10 protein-coding genes and 3 pseudogenes are annotated in these 19,620 nt (G+C 46.7%); 7 read left to right on the forward strand and 6 right to left on the reverse strand.

Going from position 1 to position 19,620, the window contains the following annotated elements:
- Positions 1-5: 5 nt before the first annotated feature.
- Together WFN75_RS13985 and WFN75_RS13990 are read right to left on the reverse strand one after the other, a co-directional pair.
- Positions 6-1,307: an MFS transporter gene (locus WFN75_RS13985; RefSeq protein WP_040077377.1), complete on the reverse strand. Its 1,302-nt coding sequence runs from the start codon at positions 1,305-1,307 to the stop codon at positions 6-8.
- A 183-nt stretch (positions 1,308-1,490) separates the two neighbouring features.
- On the reverse strand, positions 1,491-2,333 hold the full coding sequence (locus WFN75_RS13990; RefSeq protein WP_336996358.1) for a helix-turn-helix domain-containing protein: 843 nt from the start codon (positions 2,331-2,333) through the stop codon (positions 1,491-1,493).
- Between the two features lie 593 nt (positions 2,334-2,926).
- Between WFN75_RS13990 and WFN75_RS13995 the strand changes: the two genes are divergently transcribed.
- From WFN75_RS13995 to WFN75_RS14015, 5 genes and pseudogenes are all read left to right on the forward strand, one after another.
- A complete protein-coding gene (locus WFN75_RS13995) occupies positions 2,927-3,940 on the forward strand; it encodes an HNH endonuclease (protein WP_336996359.1) in 1,014 nt (337 codons plus the stop codon).
- Positions 3,940-4,518, forward strand: coding sequence for a class I SAM-dependent methyltransferase (locus tag WFN75_RS14000; protein WP_336996360.1), 579 nt, complete (start codon positions 3,940-3,942; stop codon positions 4,516-4,518). The genes WFN75_RS13995 and WFN75_RS14000 overlap by 1 nt, the downstream gene beginning before the upstream one ends.
- A 190-nt stretch (positions 4,519-4,708) precedes the next feature.
- Positions 4,709-5,089 (forward strand): hypothetical protein, encoded by a 381-nt coding sequence (locus tag WFN75_RS14005; RefSeq protein WP_336996361.1) that lies wholly within the window; start codon positions 4,709-4,711, stop codon positions 5,087-5,089.
- A gap of 1 nt (position 5,090) precedes the next feature.
- Positions 5,091-5,438: a hypothetical protein gene (locus WFN75_RS14010; RefSeq protein ID WP_336996362.1), complete on the forward strand. Its 348-nt coding sequence runs from the start codon at positions 5,091-5,093 to the stop codon at positions 5,436-5,438.
- 26 nt (positions 5,439-5,464) lie between these two features.
- Positions 5,465-5,920, forward strand: a pseudogene (locus tag WFN75_RS14015) (Hcp family type VI secretion system effector).
- Between the two features lie 613 nt (positions 5,921-6,533).
- On the opposite strand, the gene WFN75_RS14020 reads toward WFN75_RS14015, so the two are convergent.
- From WFN75_RS14020 to radC, 4 genes and pseudogenes are all read right to left on the reverse strand, one after another.
- Positions 6,534-7,541, reverse strand: a complete 1,008-nt coding sequence (locus WFN75_RS14020; protein ID WP_032681768.1) for a restriction endonuclease — start codon at positions 7,539-7,541, stop codon at positions 6,534-6,536.
- Positions 7,542-7,799: 258 nt separating this feature from the next.
- Positions 7,800-8,141, reverse strand: a complete 342-nt coding sequence (locus WFN75_RS14025; RefSeq protein WP_336996363.1) for a TA system toxin CbtA family protein — start codon at positions 8,139-8,141, stop codon at positions 7,800-7,802.
- Between the two features lie 20 nt (positions 8,142-8,161).
- The gene (locus tag WFN75_RS14030) at positions 8,162-8,551 is read right to left on the reverse strand and encodes a type IV toxin-antitoxin system YeeU family antitoxin (RefSeq protein ID WP_336996364.1); all 390 of its coding nucleotides are present in this window, start codon (positions 8,549-8,551) and stop codon (positions 8,162-8,164) included.
- A pseudogene (radC, locus tag WFN75_RS14035) lies at positions 8,514-9,118 on the reverse strand (RadC family protein). Before radC ends, WFN75_RS14030 begins: the two are co-directional and overlap by 38 nt.
- Positions 9,119-9,970: 852 nt before the next feature.
- Between radC and WFN75_RS14040 the strand changes: the two are divergent.
- Positions 9,971-13,258, forward strand: a pseudogene (locus WFN75_RS14040) (STY4851/ECs_5259 family protein).
- Positions 13,259-13,270: 12 nt separating this feature from the next.
- Positions 13,271-19,591, forward strand: a complete 6,321-nt coding sequence (locus tag WFN75_RS14045; RefSeq protein ID WP_336996365.1) for a DEAD/DEAH box helicase — start codon at positions 13,271-13,273, stop codon at positions 19,589-19,591.
- The last annotated feature ends 29 nt before the right edge of the window (positions 19,592-19,620 follow it).

A 19,620-nucleotide genomic window follows, 5' to 3' on the forward strand; every position in this document is an offset into this window, starting at 1 on the left:
TCCTGTTAATTTTCACCTACAAATCGGTTGTTCAGCTTTGGATCGTCATTACTGGACGCCACCATGTTGGCTTCGGCGTCAAATTCATTGCGTTGTTTGCCGCGAAAGCAGAGCCAGGCCAGAAACAGGCCGACTCCTACCGTAGAGGTGAGCATGGCGTAGAGCACCATCGGGCCGGCATCGAGAAGTACGGGAGTGATAAAGGCGAGCACACCGCAGGAGAGTCGTGCGACGGCAACAATGATCCCCTGAGCGGTCGAGCGCAACATGGTCGGAAAGGACTCCTGGGACCAGACTTTCATGATGCCTTCAAACGCCAGGCCATTGCCCATATTGGTCAAAAACATGCAGCCGAACCAGGCCGCAGGAGCAAAGTTGAAAAGCATCGGTAGCGCATAGCCGCCCGTTAGCATCACCGCGCCCAGAATAAAGAACGGCATACGTTTTGAGGTATCAACAATGCGCATAAACAGAATGCCGGATGCCATGCCTACGGGCATGATCAGCAAATTCCATAGCGAGTTAGTACTGACAGAGATGCCCACCACATTCACGGCGACATAGGTGCCGAATTGCCCGCCGGTATTAGCTGCAAGGTTGGTGAAAGTGTAAAAAACGCATAGGGTCAAAAATGGCCAGAGGTATTTCCCCTGCAGGAGATCTTTAAAGGATGATTTTTGAGCCCGCACGGTAGCAACGCCGCGACGCAGTTCATCGCGTGCAACAAGCCACAGAGGGGATTCTGGAATAAACCAACGCAGAATAAGCAATATCAGCGCGACCAGGCCAACATGCATATACATGATTTGCGCGCCGACCCGGCCCCATTCCCCAACAACCGCGCCAATGCCCATGGTGACGCCGATCCCGACGGTCCAGAGTAAATTGGAGAAGGCGATAATTTTGCCGCGGTTTTTGTCGGATGCCGCTTCAGAGATAGTGGCCAGTGAAACCGGCAAATCTGCGCCTGTTGCCAAACCAATCAGTAGCGTGCCCATTAACAAGGTGATAAATGACAGCCCGAACGCTAACAACAGTGTTCCGACTATGATCATCGCCATGGTAATAATAAACACTTTACGACGGCCTACTCGATCGCCCAACCGCCCCCCCGTAAACGCGCCGAGGGCAATACATAATGTGAGCAACCCCGAGAGAATACCTATCTCGGTTGAGGTTGTACCAATCGTTTTTTGATAGATAACCAGTGCAGTGCCATTAGATATAATGGCAGCGGAATCAATATAAGATGCCATCCCTGACACCACCCCTATATACCAGGGGTTGGCAGTTTTATTCATTGACATAATATTTATCCTGTGTAGGGTTTATTTGTTTTATCAGAGGAAATTCTACGTCAACCACATAAATAACAGGCCCACTGAATAAACCGGGTTCCTGTCTTATTTCTTCACTACCTTTTTGCCAATACCTCCCTCCCCTACACTGGAAAAAGCGATGCTTGATAAATGTAATTATCCCTTACTGGATTAGCGCACCAATTTCCGCTCCTGAGAGGGCGTATAGCGGAATTGTCTTTTATAGGTCTCCGTGAATCTAACGGTATTCATAAAACCGCAATTTATTGCCACTTCATTAATCGTTTTATCTGTGGTGCGTAAAAGCTCCTGAGCTTTCAATAAGCGAAAAAGCAGCTGAAACTTTGCGGGGGTATAGCCGGTAACATCCTTGACGAAGCGGAACATGGTCCGTTTCGTCATCCGACTTTCATCACATAGCCCTTCCCAGTTGATATGCCGTAGATAGTTGTGCTTCAGGGCATTGATCAAATATTTCCGTCCACAGGCTTCGGCCTGCTGCCGCAAGGTTTTTTTCCGCGCCCGGCGGCACAAGGTGTCAAGGATGCCCAGTATGGCAGTCTCTGCCGTAGAGAAGTAAAGCTCATCAAATTCATCATCCTGGAGCTGGTTTATGATTTGCGTAAAACCAAGGATTTTATCCAGTTCCTCTTCCGATAATGAAGTATCGTAGGTGCATCTCAGACTGTTGTTCTGTTTAAGAATGTCGATCAACTTAGCGATATTTGCCAGAAAGAAAAAGCTGCGTTCTTTATGAATTAATACGTTAATCACTGACAAATTATTGGTAGAAAGGTAACTGTGGGTATCGTTCACTGATACAAAAAAGAAATCACCTTTATAGATAAATTCGACGCTGCCATTAATAATATGGAAACCACTTCCTTCGCTTACAATGACAATCTCATCAAAATCATGTCCATGCACTTCCTCCATGTTTTGCTTTCCCAGCATAAACAGGCAGAAGGCATGCCTATCTGATAAGAAAAATTCCTGGCTTTGCAGAACTTTCATATTATCACCATATTGAACAGTTAATTTTCATTTTCTTTACTGCGCTTTCTGTTCATGCGTCACTGTATAGCTTTTTATCTCGTTATTAACATTCACCTGCATCTTATTTGTTTCCATTTAACAACATTAGTTATGCCAAGTCTACACGGTAAAATGGCACTCAGGCGTAATTCGGCGTGATTTAACCTTCATTTTTCGACAGCACTTCGGGGAATGCGTTATCTATTTCGACGCGATTGGACATTTTTGTACAAAAGATAATTGCTGGGCGCAATTAAATTATCACCGCACTGTTTATACGTCTAATAAAAGCTTTCGGAATAATCGCAGCCAGCGATGCAATTGTGCAGAAGCAAGGGAAAAGGGGTTTGAGAGATAACGGTATCGCCAGGGTGAAGAATGGAAATGCCCGGGACAATCGACTTCACCATCTTTTGAGTCGGGCTGAAGTATGAAATTCAAGCTTCAATACCCCCCATCAAGAATTCACTACATCTATCAATTTACGATTTACATCACCCACAATTTGTTATGTGATCCCGTTACAGGTTTCGGTTGCCCACAACCTTACCCACGTAACAGGACCCTTATCGATGGAATTTTACCAGGCCGATCCTACGCTGGAGAACTACTGGCGCGGGGTGATTCTCTTTGGAAGGAACGTCGCATCCTACAAGTTTGCGCTTGCGCACGCGCTCTATGAAGTGGATAAAACAGGCAGCGACCTGATCACGCTGGAGGAACTCGCTGTCCCCTTCAGCCGCCATCTTTGCGAGCACCTGAAGCACGCCCCGAAGCAAATCACATCCAGCAAAAGCCAGTATCTGGATACCTGCGCTGGCTTTAATCAGGGTGAGGTCTCACAGAGCCAGTTGATTGACAGCACTGTTCGCCGTGGGTTCGGCGTGGTACTGGACGCCTTCCATAATGTGAATGCCGCCGAGATCGACAAACGCTTTTTCATCGATGAGCGCAAAACGCATAAAGGCATACGGCTAACGGATAATTTCTACTTGCTGGGTGAACGCCAGCAATATCAAAACCTGGCCTTTGAAACGACGGCGCGCTGGAATCTGGTGGAGCAAGCCTGGGCGATGGGCGTGTCACGTAATCTGGTTGGTGTCGAATTCGATGAAAGTAATCAGATGCTGTTTGCCAAAGTGAATGCGCGACGCGTTGATATCACCAGCTGCTGCGACAGCCTGAATGGTTACCAGAAAGGCCGCTGTTTTTACTGTTACAGGCCAATCAGCCTGATTCCCGGCGATGCCGAACTGGCAGACGTTGACCACTTTATCCCCTGGGCCGCCCGTGAGGGGGTCGCCAATATCAATGGCGTCTGGAACCTGGTGCTCGCCTGCAAATGCTGTAACCGTGGTGCCGCAGGCAAGTTCGCGCATCTGCCGGGGATTAAACTTCTGGAAAGATTAAACCGGCGCAACGAGTATTTTATTCAGAGCAAACTTCCCCTGCATGAGACGATCGTCCAACAAACAGGGCGTCATCCCGCCGTGCGAAAAGACTTTCTTGAAAAGAACTGGAATGCTGCCAAAGTAATGCTCTTCCATATCTGGGAACCCAACGCCGAAGGCGAGGCCACATTCTAATGACGCTTAATTACTACCAGAACAACGCACAGACATTTTTCGACGGCACGGTGAATGTTGATATGTCTTCACTCTACGAAACCTTTACCCGCTCTCTTGCGCCCGGTGCGCGGGTGCTGGATGCCGGGTGTGGCTCAGGGCGTGATGCCAAAGCGTTTATGGAAATGGGCTACCAGGTAGAAGCCTTTGATGCCTCATCTGCCCTGGTTGAGATGGCGCGTGCGCATACCGGATTGTCGGTTCAGCTGATGACGTTTGCGGATGTGGCCTGGAAAGCGGAGTTTGACGGGATTTGGTGCTGTGCTTCTCTGCTGCATGTTCCGGCTGTGGAGTTGCCGGGGGTGATGCAGAAGCTTGCGGATGCGCTTAAGCCTGGGGGGGTTTGGTATGTGTCGTTTAAGCATGGGGATGGGGAACGGGAGGTGGATGGAAGGCGGTTTACGGATATGGATGAGGTGGGGTTAAGGAGGTTGGTGGAGGCTGTGCCTGATACTGAGATTCAGGCGTTATGGATGACCCGTGACGTCCGTCCGGGGAGAGATGAGGTTTGGTTGAATGGGATTTTATTAAAGAGATAAGAGAAAACACATAATTAATTATGTGAATGAGTTAATGTCATTTATATAATGACAAAATAATAACAAACCTCCACCTCTTCTCCTGGTGTGAAAGCGCACCTGGTTTATTTCCTCATCCGTGACCGTTGTTACTATTTAATATTGAAAAGGTGTTATTTTTATCCTTCTTATTATAAGCAAGGATAGCATCATGGCAGATATTGAAGGGATCGCCCGTAGGATATATGACATCATAATTTCGCCAGAGACAGTGACCGGACTTATCAATGGCGGATTGTCTGTACCTTTAGATTATGGATATTTGATTTACGGTATATTCGATACCGGGTCAAGATATCAGCGTGAAACAGAACGTTCTCTCAAAGTGTCCGACAGCTTGAGTAATGATGCAACCGAGGTATATGCTCTGCTCAGATCGCGGAATTACGGTCTGCTTTACTTATTGTTTGCCGATGCGGTGCAGCCATTATTGGATGCCATCAATGCCGGGTATACAGAGAGACAATCGGTATTCAACAGGATAATGGAACGCGTAGATCAATACCTGAATACGAATGCTGAGGCTGGCTGACATGAAAAGCCATATTACAGCCATCATTAATACCTTTATTTGCTCATATATTATTACTACATGTCTGATCCTGCTGAATGCACTTGATACATGGCCAGTCAGATTAATCGCCATAATCATTACTGTCGGCAGCACTTATCTTATAGCATTATTATTAAATAGATTCTTCAAAACCAACATGCGCATATTAGGTGGGATGCTTGAATTAATATATGGCCCATTGCTCATTATTGGCGTTATTGCTTGCTTAGCTTTTTTTGAGCTGTGGCCTGTTAAAGTTATTACCATGATTTTGTGGCTCGTCATTATGGTGATCTTGCCTTCCTATATAAACAGATATAAGGAGTAACAATGTCTAATCCAGCATACCTTTAGCTGACTGATGCTAATGGTTACCCTATCAATGGCAATTCTTTAGTTACAGGACGTAGGGGCGCAATTGAGTGAAAGGCCGTAACGCATCACTTATCCGTCCCCGTGGATGGATATACCGGTAGATTAACTGGTACCCGTATACATACGCCAATAACTGTGCAGAAAGAATTTGATAAAACAACGCCATTTTTATATATGGCGTTAAGCAAAAATATAACTTTGAAATCAGCGACAATAAAGATGTATCAGATCCTTGATGCAGGTGTTGAAAGTGAATGTTTCAATATCATTTTAGATAACGTCAAAGTAACAGGAATCACGCCAAATTTATTTACTGGTTCAGGGACAGGCACCCACAGTGAGACTATTCAGTTAAGATATGAGGCTATTACGTGGAAGCATTGTGACGGGAATATCGTCTTCAAAGACGCATGGAATCATCGGGTGACGGTATGATTTTAGGGCGGTGTTTTATCGTTGTTTCTGGTCCAGGTAGGTTGATTTAACTATTAAGAACGTTTACGTAATTCTAATGAATAAGGTCGTTTGTATAATGGCCTTATTCGCTTGGAGTTTGGGTGGGCTCCTTGACAGTTAATCATTCATCATATGTTCTGAAATGATATTGGGTAAGATTTGTACGTTTGATTAATTCCTACCAAATAACATCATGATTATTTACAAATTTTATAGAAATGGCTATGAAAATGTTTTTTATGTTATTTAACTACAACGGATAAAAGCTAAAAGTTGCTGAAGCCGCCTTAAATAACATTCGCAATAGTATATTAAAGAAAATTTTATTCGATTGTCCCTGTGCAACGGAAAAAATTCGCATAGCCTTGCAGATGCCAGGCTCTGGGAAAAATATAATCGTAGAAATGTATTGTTGCGAAGGCCGGACTCGAATTTCACACCTAATAGACTGATATCAATGATGTTTATAAACAGGAATAAATAGTCATACCCGCACTTGTATCCACAAGTTAAAATCCGTACGAAAAATAGACATTGCAAGTGGTTATAAAGCCATACCAGTAGAACACCGATATGGCTATCAAAGCAAAATTCAGGCAGGAAGGAAAGTTTTCTTCAGAGGCACCAAAAGTTTGGTCTCGATATCGACTTGCTCATAGTTCTCAATAAGCGCACGGACGAGATCATCAAGCGTCCAGAGCGTCAGAGGTATCGTCGAACGATCGGCTTCATAGCGAGCATCTTTCGTAAAGCCCCCCGTACTGACATAAAGCCCGCGATCGTCTTTATGGCGACCGCCGATAAAGCTGCGAATCTGCTGACTCCCCATTTGCTCCCTGCGATGTTTTACCTCAACGACGATACGTGGATTCTCAAATCCAAATCCATCAGGTGATGCGATGATATCCTTCCCACGATCTGGCCCCACAGGAGACACCTGTGTTTTATATCCCATGCTGCGTAAAACTCCTGCAACCAGATACTCCATCTCCTTCGGATCGAGTCCATTAACTCGATCTTTAATACCTTCACGCGCCAACGACTCCACATCGCGAAGCGGATCAGAAACGACCTCATCTTCATCCATCGCAATTGGATTCTGTGTAATCACATCTACAGTGGGTTTCTTATCCTGCAAAAGCTCTTCGAGCGCATATTCTGGAAGCTGGAAAACCGTCAGCGTAGAACCCAATGTATTTTTGGTAGCAACAGACAGTCGATCGCGATCAATTTCTTGAGTATTCCATTTAACCTGTCGAGCGATTCCCATCCCCTCTTCCACCCATTCAGGATGATATTGGAAATCTGAAGTAACTTTGCCTAGCAAATAAGTACGGTTGGCTGGCGAATAGGTAATAACCCAATCACCCTTTTGGATTTCGTTCACAAAACGCCAGACCTGCGATGCACCAGAACGCGCAGTTCCCAGCTTTGCTAATGGATCTGCCTCCTGGTATAAGGCGAGTAACTGAGCTCGGGACAGGCCGGGTTTGACTAATGGAGCCAGCTGAGACCAACCGATGCCTACAATTTGCTTATCGCGAAAATCGTCATAGAGCTTGCCGCCGTCACCGCGGATCATCCACATTCTGTTGCCCATACCCGTCCCTTCATGAGGAAAAGAAATTAAGCTGGATCATAAGCTTGTTCGCCGCATGCGTCAAAACCATCAACAACGACGGCCCAGCATTCCCGGATTGTACTTGCGATAATGTGCCCAGTAAAAATTACAGCTTCTATTTGCATGATATTTCGTCCATATAAGTAAAAGCACCAACCAGCATCGGCAGGTGCTTTTTGGAATGAGTAAATAAGTAAGGAAAGCTGCAGTGTGAATCAGGAAGGCTATTCCCAATGTTCACCGTGCCGCGCTAATACGATTTCTTTTCAATAAACCAGTTGCCTGTCGCGCCCGCAGAATATCGACTGCCCGCAGATATGGGGACTGTTCTAGCCAGTCGAATCCCCTGCGATCAATACGAACCAGCCCGTACTTTTCCACCAGAAAATTAACGGCATCGGCCAAAGATATACCGGCATCGATATGTTCCTGAATTACCTTTTCATCACTGAACGGCGTGTTGTTTAGCGTCAGGCCATAATGTTGTTCCAGCAGGCGAGCAAGCAGCATTTGCCAGACTGCCACAGGCGACAGACATCGCGTCGCCGCCTGCGGAGTTATTGCAGGTAGAATTTTCATATTTGCTCTTGTGAAAGTAGCTAACGATGAGTGGGGTAAACGGCGATGTATACGTAGCCGCAACTGCCAAGGGTATCGGCTTCGCAGGTGAAACCATTGTGGTGCAGGGTGACACAGTGGGCATGGCGAGGATTCATTTCACCAGTGGTCAACATCGACTCCATCTGGCTGATAAAATGTGGGAATACTTCATCCAACTTCAAAGATTCTGCGTTACTGAATTCACCGGTAATGCTGGCCCGATCAACCAGATAGTGCAGCCAGTTTCCCTCCTGAACCAGACGAGCGCCAAAGCAAGGTGTCACATTACGATTCAGACCCCACTTTAGAAATGAATCGTTCTCTAATTCAGTATATTTCTTTGAAGTATCCTCACATCCAACCTCGCTCTGCAAACGACACAATGCCATCTGAACCGACAACCAGATGATCGAGTATGTTCACATCAACCAGTGCCAGGGCTTCTTTAAGCCTGCTCGTATGTTGCGATCGCATTGGCTGGGCTCCGGATCACCGGATGGATGGTTATGCGCCAGCACAACAGCCGCAGCATTGAAGCGAAGCGCTGACTTCACAATCTCTCGAGGATGGACCTGGACATGATTAATCGAACCGGAAAATAGCGTTTCACTCTCCAATAAACGGTGCTGGTTATCGAGATAGAGCACCATAAACACTTCCCGTTCTTGTCCTGCCAGCTGTAACCGAAGCCAGTCACAGGCAGCAGTACTAGAGGTAAAGGATATACCGGGCTGGCGCAGATATTTATCCAGCAGATTGATAGCCCGGAGAATGGTCCGTTGGGCATAGGGGGTTAATCCGGAAATCGTGGGGAGCAAGCAATTATATTGAGCTATAAGCGCCAGAGAAAAGAGTTCAAACCAGAGTGCTGCGGCAAAGTCGTAGCTTTTGCGGGCGTAATGGGTTGTAAAAAAAGAGAAGTAAATTGAACAACCGTTTGTATCGCAGCATGCCACATCAGAATGAGTTGTTATTGAGAATTGCTATCTAAGCGCCGCTCAGATTCGCGGTATTGCGGCATTTTTCGAGTAGTAGATCGCTTCCAAAGGAAATGGAGCAAGGCCCTCGAAGCTTTTCCTTTATCCAAAATCATTACGCGGTCACTCAAGCAGCGGTGTAAGCGGACCGACAACAGGCTGAAGAATATGAAGAAACACTTTATGATTGCTGAGTATCTATGATTGTCAACTCTGAAACCGAGCAGCTTATCCAGCCTCGCTACCAAAACTATTGTTTTAACTGAGTAACCCGTCGAGCGTACCTTGGGTTTTTGTTAACACCTAGCTTCCTCTCTCCTAGTGTTAAACTCTCCCTCAAAGTTTGATTTTAAGAGTGATACATAGGTTTTTCTACATGATGCCTCTAATTTTTAGTTCAGTAACCCCTTCCCCTGCACGTTTAAAAACGCACCTCTATTTAACTCATTGATTAAGAATGAAAATTACTCCTGAACTACATATTGTGCGCTGCATACATAGTAAACATCAACCCCATGTATTTTTGACTGATGATCCAACTTTCATTACTCCTGGTTGTATAGTTCTCTCAATTGCTCTATATCATAGAAGATAAAACATTCGTCATTGTGCATAACGACGCCTAATCGAAATTTCATTCCATTTGAAATAATTAGACAACTCAATAAATGGGATGAAATCAATAAATTTTTGTTATTATTTAAATAAAAAACATTTGTCAGGTTTACCCACAAAAATTAGTGGTTGAAGCCACATAAAAATAAGAGTAGCCTAATCTGTTTTTTTAAATAAAACTACGAGGTTTTTTCGCTTGTCTGTAAGGAGTTTGCCTTGAGTCAATCAGAATGCATTTCTTGGGTAAAATGTACTTCCTGGCTAAGTAACTTTCTTAATCGTAGAGGATTGAGACAACCTGATAGCCGTCCCCTATATGAATATCATGCGACCAATGATGAATATAATAATCTAACACAACTACTTCGTGCGGTTGGTCAAGTACAAAGTAATATCGATGATAAAGGTTACGCTGCCTGTTTTGTCCTTTTTTGCTCTGAATGGTATCGCAGAGATTATGAGCGCCATTGTGGCTGGACTTGGGACCCTATATATAAAGCATTAGGTGTATCATTAACGTCGACTGAATTAAGGATTATTATCCCTAAAGGGATGGAAGGTTACTGGAACCGCCCAATCCGATTTTACGAATCGGAACGACGTAATTTTCTCGGAACATTATTCAGTGAGGGAGGGTTACCATTCCGCTTACTGAAAGAATCGGATAGCCATTTTCAGAATGTATTCTCCCGGATTCTCAATCAATATGGGCAGACACAACTGGCAGAATTTTCCATACATTCTCTAGTAAGAACTGTCATAGAAAAATCAGCCCTGCCGACTGTTTTTAGCGAAGACACCTCTGTAGAACTCATCAGCCATATAGCGGAAAAACTCAGCTCGCTGGTTCTAATGTACAACCTGAGCAATCATGCCGAACCCGTGAAGCAACTTGATAAAGTACATCCAAAATGGCGCGATGAATTTCCTATGCCTTTGGATGATGAAACAGGTACCCGCTTTCTTAATGGGTTGCTATGTACTGCCTCGGTAGAAACTAAATCCCAACTACAAAAAAATAAGGGTTCCGGTTGTCAATTCTATTGGTCGGAAAACCATCCCGACCAAATCCAAGCGATAATTTCGCTGCCTGATGAACTCACCTTCCCAATCATCAGCGCCCCCTCAACGACGCGATTTGAACTTGCCATTTATGAAGATGGTGAAGAAGTCGCCTGTCTCGGCCCCGTCTATGCCTCCCTGGAGAACGCCCATGCCAAAGTTCGCCTGCGTAAAATTGAATCGAGATTTTTCAGACGCCAACCAGCTGCGAGCTTAACGATTGTTGCACGAACCGGAGGAATGATTGTTGGCACCATAAAACTTGAAGATAGTGAAATCGCCGTTGGCGAGGTACCACTTACTTTTGTTGATGATAAGGAACTATGGTTATTGCAAGGGCAAGCTTCTTGTACAGTAGATAATAGCAATGTTCTTATTGCCTTACCTCAAGAAAAAGCCACTCTTTCAGGGTATGAAGGCTTTCCAGGTACAGCATCATTATTAGGACTCAGAACACTGTCCGTAAAAGGACGCCAAGATATAACCATTTCCGGAGATGAAACATATAGGATCCGCACCGGGAGAGAACAATCTTATCAGAGCGGATTTCATTTTTATGGAAAACATGTGACCTGGAATTGCCATCCTGATGAAACATTCCTTGGTGTACCTAAAGTTACGGCGAAAAACCTGAATGCTGAAGATATACAATTCAAACGTTACCTGAGTGGCATATCGTTAGATGAATGTCAGGTACAAGAGATGATGGGTACGCAATATGTTTCTGTCAGAAACACTCAAAATGAAACTCTACTGCGTCGAAAAATTGGGATCTTGCCGGCAGATTTTAACATTGAAATAAAGGCGAGTGGGCTAGCCAATGAAGGTTCCATTGTTATCTCAACACAACATCCCTGCATGTCTGTCTTAAAAGATAAAACACTTGAGGTTACTCGTAAACGCTCAGCAGGACGAACAGAAATATTACTTAAAGCAGAAGGAATACCTCCTGCGTTTGTCTCTTTGCAGATCTATCCAAATTTGGGAGCTGCCCCAATAGAGATGACTCTACCTTTCCCTGCAAAAGGTTGCTTGGCCCTTGATGCAAATGGATGCATTCTGGATAAAAATATTACTCTGCATGATTTGCTGGGTTCAAGAGCCTTTTTATTTGGTAAAAATGGCGATCCGACACGTTTTTCACTGGAATTACATCTACGTTCCAAAAACAGGTTACAGGCCTGGCATGAATGGTGTTATACCGCAGGGGAAAACCCCGTCGAACTCAATTTATATAGTCTGAGAGAACATATTGAAAACTTACTGTCTCTTGAGACAGGAATTGACCAGGTTGTAGAGATGAAAATCAAAGGCGCAGGTACTGTGATGAGCTGGCAGATTCGCCGCTATAAATACAGTTTACGCTATGATTTTGAAAGAAAACTGCTCATCAGCCAGTCAACCCATTATCGTACCGGGCAAATGTCTTCACCTGTCATCATGTTATTGAGTGAGCCGGAGAGAAAAATCACCTTATTATCATCAAGAATGAGCGAAGGTGTACCGACAGGTGAATATGAACTGAGTTCGGTTATTAACAAAAATGGGCCGTGGTTAGTAGTTCCCAGACAGGGTGAGGAAATGGCGTTTCGCCCCTACTTCATTCGTGGGGAACCATCGTTACCCGTGGATGAAAGTAGTATTCGTTCATTGCAGAAAGCGACCCAGCTTTTTAATCCCCAGTCTGAAGTTAATACCATTACTCTGGTACTTGAACAGATGGCTAACGATCCCGCACATTCCGGCTGGCAGTTTATGCGTTGCCTGTACTAACACTTTGGTTATCTGCCGCTGGCAACCTTTGAAGTTTGGCGTGCGCTAGTACAGCATCCACGAGCACTGGCGATGTCGCTATTTAAATTTGAGATGTCAGCTGAGTATTTGAGCCGCATTGAAAATGAGTTCCCTATTTTATGGGAGTTCTTCCCCATCTTCGAAATCAAAACCGCAGCCGATCGATTTAAATTGTTCCTGAGCCAAAAGGGTGCACCGGAAGAAACCCAGAATTTACTGGTGAAGAGCATGTATCAGCGATTGGGGCTCGTTTTTCCGACATATGCCGACGAAATTGAGAAATGGTTAAGTTACGGACAATTCCCTCCGCCCATTCCAGAGTTCTTCGTTCGCGAGTGGTATCAGGAGCTTTTACGTGAGCATAGTGAAGCTCGCTGGCCAGAGTACGGCAGCAAGCGGCTCCATAGCTGGATGACATCACAAAAAAATCCAGTGATCAGCATTAATCCAGACGCAGAATACCGCTATTCCGTTGCCTTGTTACCCGTCTTCGCCGCAGCTGTAGCAAGCGGTAATACCTCTTTTGAAACCGTATTTGACCGCAAACCGGGTGCTGTATTTTTCCTGAGACAGGTCAGGGACTTCGATTCCCGCTGGTTTAAGGCCATCTTCCAGTGCAGCCTGTTGCGTTATTTTGCTCAAAAATAAAAAGGAATAAGAATGACTACACGCTATTTTTCGTCACTTATTGAACAATCGTTGTCTCGTTCAACTGAAGCAACATTGAGTATCATGGGGGTCACAAACCCGCAGTTGCGTGAGCACCTCGCGCAGCAAATGGGCGCCGATTGTGGGAAATCAGGCTCATTCCTCGCTTCTCCCGTTTTCCAACAAATGTTTGGCTGGAAAGCGTCAAACAAAACGATGCGCAGCCTGACGGAAGGCAACGCATTGCTCAGTAAAGCTGTGGTTGATTCACTGGATGATCAGAGCAATGGACGCTACCGTTTTGGTGCTGACTGGAAACCCTTTACTCACCAGCTAGCCAGTTGGAAGGCTCTACTGGAAAAAAAACATTCAGTGGTAGTGACCAGCGGTACGGGTTCAGGCAAAACCGAATGTTTTATGGTGCCGGTGCTGGAAGACCTCTACCGGGAATTGCATGATAATGACAACAATCCGCTGATCGGTGTCAGAGCCCTTTTCCTCTATCCACTTAACGCCTTAATTAATTCGCAACGTGAGCGCTTGGACGCCTGGACACGAGGTTTTGGTTCCGGAATCCGATACTGCCTCTACAACGGAAATACCGAAAATCTTCACGCCGCAGTGAAAAGCGAACAGGTAAAAAGACCGAATGAAGTACTCTCGCGCGAAAAAATGCGTGAAGAACCCGCTCCAATTCTGGTGACCAACGGCACGATGCTGGAATATATGATGGTCCGTCAGATCGACGCTCCAATTATCCAGCAATCTAAATCACAGAAATCATTACGCTGGATCGTATTGGATGAAGCGCATACCTACGTCGGCTCACAGGCCGCTGAACTAGCGCTGCAGTTACGCCGCGTTATGACGGCCTTTGGTGTGACTCCAGATGATGTTCGCTTTGTAGCAACCTCTGCAACTATTGCCGGAAGCGATGCCGAAAAACAACTGAAGAAATTCCTCTCTGAATTATCCGGTATACCGCAGGAGCGCATCGACGTACTAGACGGAAGCCGGGTTATTCCGGAACTGGAACCATGCAAACACGTTTATGTTCCGTTAGAAGAAATTGAGCAAATCCCTGATACAGACATGAAGGGCGTAAGCCCAGAGCGCTTTGATGCTCTTACGCATTCACCTGAAGCACATTACTTGCGTGAAATGTTAGTTACTCAGCCAGATCCTATGAAGCTGGATACGATGACGCAGCGGTTGAATACGCTGACCAAGCAGCATTATAGCCAACAGGATGTGCTTCGTTGGATCGACGTCTGCTCTGGTACACAACCTAACCCTAAAGATCCGGCATTCCTGAAGATAAGAGCGCATATCTTCCAACGCAATACCCAGGGAGTGTGGGCTTGTGTTGATAAAGATTGCAGACAAAAGCATGGCACTCCGCTGGAAAAGGGCTGGCCCTTTGGTTATGTATACGTGAATCAACGACAAAATTGTGACTGCGGGAGCCCGGTCTACGAACTGGCATTCTGTAATGAATGTAACGAACCGCATCTTCTGGCACGGGATAAAAATGGCAAACTTGTCCAATGGGAAAATAAAGGTGGCGATGAATTTTCTTTGCAGGATGAGGTGAATGTTGAAAGTGACGCCACTGAAGAAAAAGTTGAGAAAGAAAGTAGTTACCGCCCTCCGCTTATTATTGCGGCAGAAAAGACCAGCGAAACAGGTTATATCCTACAGCGACTCGATCGCCAGACTCGTCGTATTGGTGTCGTTGGTAATGAAAGCATTGAATTGATCATTAACGATATTGAACAGGTATGTAGTGCCAGTGGCTGCGGCTACAGAGGCACGAGTGGAAAACAACCTTTTCGCCGCGCATTGCTGGGTGGACCGTTTTATGTCACCAATATTGTGCCAACCGTTCTGGAGTATTGTCAGGACTTTATCAGTGAAGAAGGAAAGGAGGGAGTGGGCCCTGATTCACTGCCAGGAAGAGGCCGCCGTCTCATCACCTTCACCGACAGCCGCCAAGGAACAGCGCGCATGGCGGTACGCATGCAGCAAGAGGCTGAACGCAGTCGCTTACGGGGCAGCGTAGTAGAAATATTGGGCTGGCATCAACGAACACAGACTTCCCCCCCCCCCAATGCCAATACAGATCTGGAAAAGTTATTAGCGTTGGCAAAACAGGCACGCGCACAGGCCGAAGAATTTAGAAGCTGGGGATTACCTGAACAAGCGAAGCTGGCAGAAGTACAGGCTGAACAGCTTGAACAAGCTTTTCAGGCTGCGACCGGAGGTAACGTAGCGCCCATTCTGATTTCCCGAACCTGGACAGAAATAGTCAATGAGCTTAGAGAGAAAGCCGATATTAGCGGCCCTATTCTGCAATACAATCACTATTTGAAGCCTGAAATTTTCAACGAAAACGGCGGGCCGCTGAAGCTTTCGGAAATGTTGCTTTTCCGGGAATTCATGCGTCGGCCTAAACGAACTAATAGCCTGGAAACGCAAGGACTAGTACGGGTTGGTTATCAGGGGCTGGAAAAGATCCATAAGATTCCGGTGCATTGGCAGGAGAAAGGGCTGACCCTGGATGACTGGAAGGATTTTCTTAAGGTTACGCTGGATCTATACGTTCGTGAAAGCAACTTCACACAACTGGACGATGAGTTAAAAAACTGGATTGGTAGTCGTTTTTCGTCAAAATTCGTCCGTAACCCGGAAACGAAAGATCCCGAAGATAATCAGAACAGACGCTGGCCACAAATTCGTAATGGCAATTTATCTCATCGTTTAGTGAAGTTACTAATGCTTGGTGCCGGCTTTAAAAAAGTAAATACGGCGACGATAGATATTATCAATACATGGTTAAAAGAAGCATGGAACCAGCTTACCGGGTCACTTGCAGTACTGAAGCCTGATGGTAACCGTTTCTATTTGCCGAAAGAGCATTTGACCTTCTCTTTAATCGCGGACGCCTGGATTTGTCCGGTCACCAATAAAATTCTGGACACTACTTTTAAAGGGTTAACCCCCTATCTACCCACTCACATTTCCTTTGAACAACTCACCCAGGCGCAATACGATGCTTTTGTCGCGCAGCAGGTCACAATGCCAGAGGTCTGGAAGCTGGAGCGTTCACAAGAAGACTACGCTCCGGGTCTGGCGAAAGTACGTGATTGGGTCAGCAACGAGCCGCTGATCGCGCAATTGCGTTCGGCAAATGTCTGGACGGATATCAACGATCGTGTCGTTGAAGGCGGCTTCTACTACCGCACTGCAGAGCACTCTGCCCAGCAGTCGTCAGAACGCCTGCAAAGCTATGAAAAGATGTTCAAGAATGGGCAGCTTAATGTTCTCAACTGCTCAACTACCATGGAAATGGGGGTCGACATCGGCGGCATTACTGCCGTGGTGATGAACAACGTGCCGCCGCATCCGGCAAACTATTTACAGCGCGCCGGGCGAGCCGGGCGTAGTAAGGAATCACGTGCAATCTCTTACACGCTATGTAAAGGGAACCCGCACGACCAGCAGGTTTTTGCTAACCCGCTGTGGCCATTTGAAACCATGATCCCGGCACCTATGGTGGCGATGAACTCAGTCCGGCTGGTGCAACGCCACGTCAATGCGTTATTGCTCTCTGACTTTTTATGTCACGTTATTGGCGAAACGGACAAAGAAAAAACCAGCCTCGACAGCCTCTGGTTTTTCGGTGACGACGACGGGCAATCAAAATGTGAACGTTTTAAAGTATGGCTGGAGCGTCCGGTCCTTGATATCGATGCGGCGCTAGAACGGCTGGTGAAAGGCACAGCATTAAATGGAGCCAGACCCGACCTGCTGCGGGATAAAACAATCCATGCGATTACGTTCCTGCAGCAGCGATGGCTTTCTGTCTATCGCGATCTTGTGGCCCAGGAGCGAGAGTCGCAGCCACTAACACCTTATCGCAAGCGCATAGAACTGGAGAAAAAACGACACTGTGGCGAGTATTTGCTGCGTGACCTGGCGGCCAGAACTTTCCTTCCCGGATACGGCTTCCCGACAGATGTTGTGACATTTGATAACTTCACAATGGAAGATTATATTCGCGAAAAATCGCAGAAAAGCCGGGATAAAAAAGATCGCGAAGATAACGTGTCGCGCTATAAAGGACTCCCCTCCCGAAACCTTGGAGTTGCCATCCGTGAATATGCACCAGGTGCAGAAATTATTCTTGATGGCCGTGTGTTCCGCTCTGCCGGCGTCTCCCTGCACTGGCACAATATTAATGCCGATACGAATGAAGCGCAGCGTCTGGATTGCGCCTGGCGCTGCCAAAAATGCGGGACCATCGGCTATGAGGAGGGTATGAGCAGTTCCGGGGTATTATGCTGCACCAATAGCGCCTGTGGTGAAAAAATCATCATGGATAATCGCCGCCAGGTGCTGCAGCCTGCTGGCTTTGTGACCGATGCGCATGCGCCGGTGACAAATAACATTGAAACCATGAAATTTATCCCGGTTGTCCCTGCCTGGGTATTTGTTAAAGCAGAGTCCGTACCGCTGCCTAACCCGACAATGGGATATATGACATCTGGTGCAGATGGTCATGTTTTCCAGCAAAGTCTCGGAGAAGGTGGCCATGGTTACGCGTTATGCCTGAGCTGTGGGCGTGCGGAGTCGATGCTGAATGAAAATGATGCACCGAGAAGTATGGAGGCTCACTACCCACCTCGTCCGGGAAAAGCGGACCGCGATAGCCAGAATCAGCGGCTGATTTGTCCAGGTTCGACGGCACTTATGAAAAACGTCACGCTGGGGGCATTAGCGCGAACGGATGTATTTGAAATAGTTCTGCGCAAGCCGCAAAACGGTGAATACCTGCCGGATAATACGGAGGAAGGTCGGCTTGTCGCCATGACTCTGGCGGTTGCATTGCGTCAAGCATTGGCGGGTGTACTGGGTATTTCTGCCGCAGAACTGGGCTACGCCGTGCGTCCGGTCAGACTGGAAGATGGACAATCGGTTTTAGCCGTTCAACTTTACGATGTGATTAGCGGTGGCGCGGGTTTTGCGTCCAGTGCGCCATTGCACATTGAGACCATTCTGCTGGGGATGGTGAAACAGCTGGGCTGCAATCATTGTGATACCGCCTGCAGTGAATGTTTGCTCGATTCCCAAACCCGCCACGATCACGATCTGCTAGACCGTAAAGCGGCGCTGACCTGGCTTGGAGATGACTTCAGTTTCTACATTGGTTTACCAGATGAAGAGACATTCTCGCTACCAGATGCCCGATATTGTCCGGGAGCGATTAGCGATACCCTTCGTCGGGCGATTAACGAGGGGGCTGAAAAACTCACTCTGTGGATGAATGGGCCACTCAATGAGTGGGATCTTTATGCCCGTCAATTCCGGGCGGCTATTCAGAACTACCGGGTAAAAGACAATGTTGCGGTCGACCTTGTCATTCCAGCTGGCATCGATAATCCGGAGCTGTTGCATGAGCTTTCGCAGTTTACTGCTTTGGGCGTGCGTTTGTGTCATAGCGAACAGGCTCTGGAATTACCGATTGTTGCGCAAATCGACTTTGCCGATCGCGTAATGACGTTGGCTTCTCGCAGCCCGCAGGCAACTATCCCGGGGCCTGGCTGGCACCTGAATGACGAACTGGTCGTTCGCAGTCTCGGCTATAAGACGGTAAAACTGAACGAGTTTGTTCTACCGGGGAAAGCAGCGAACGCTGTTGAGCGTGTCAAAGACATAGAGATTCATAAACAGTTAAATGGTCCACTTTCGCAGTTCGGACAACGCTTCTGGGACGCGCTGTTTAACAGCCATGAAGAAGCACAGTCGCTGATGAAAAACCAGCGAATCACCAGCGTTCACTATACCGATCGCTATCTGCAAAACCCGGTTGCGCTGGCGCTGCTGGGGGCGATACTGAAACCGCTAAAAACAAAGTTAACCGATGACGCGGAGCTTGAGCTTGATACTCTGTTTAAGCCCAAAGATCGTCCCGGCAACCGGCCGTTCCATGACTGGATGAGCGATGCGGATTTTAAGGATTTCGCCGACCAGTGGTTTACTGCGGCAATGGGCAGAGCGGTAGAAATGACGGTGTTCGATTCGCCACGTGATATTCCACATCATCGTAAGCTGACGGTGACCTTTGAAGATAGCCAGATGTTGAAGATTCGCTTCGACCAGGGAATGGGATACTGGCGTATCGACTTCCCGTATGCATGGCGTAACTTTGACTTTACTGATGATGTGACTTATCAGCTAGTGAAACTGGCGCAAGCCTGCCAGGAGGGCAAAGTACTTAATAGCGAGGAAAGCTGGGCAACGGATGTGTTGGTAGAGGTGATGCCGTCTTAATGCATTAGCGCTCCCAATAAAGAGTTGGG

This window comes from Leclercia sp. UBA7405 (assembly GCF_037152215.1).
In the GTDB taxonomy this organism is placed as follows: Bacteria; Pseudomonadota; Gammaproteobacteria; order Enterobacterales; family Enterobacteriaceae; genus Enterobacter; species Enterobacter pneumoniae.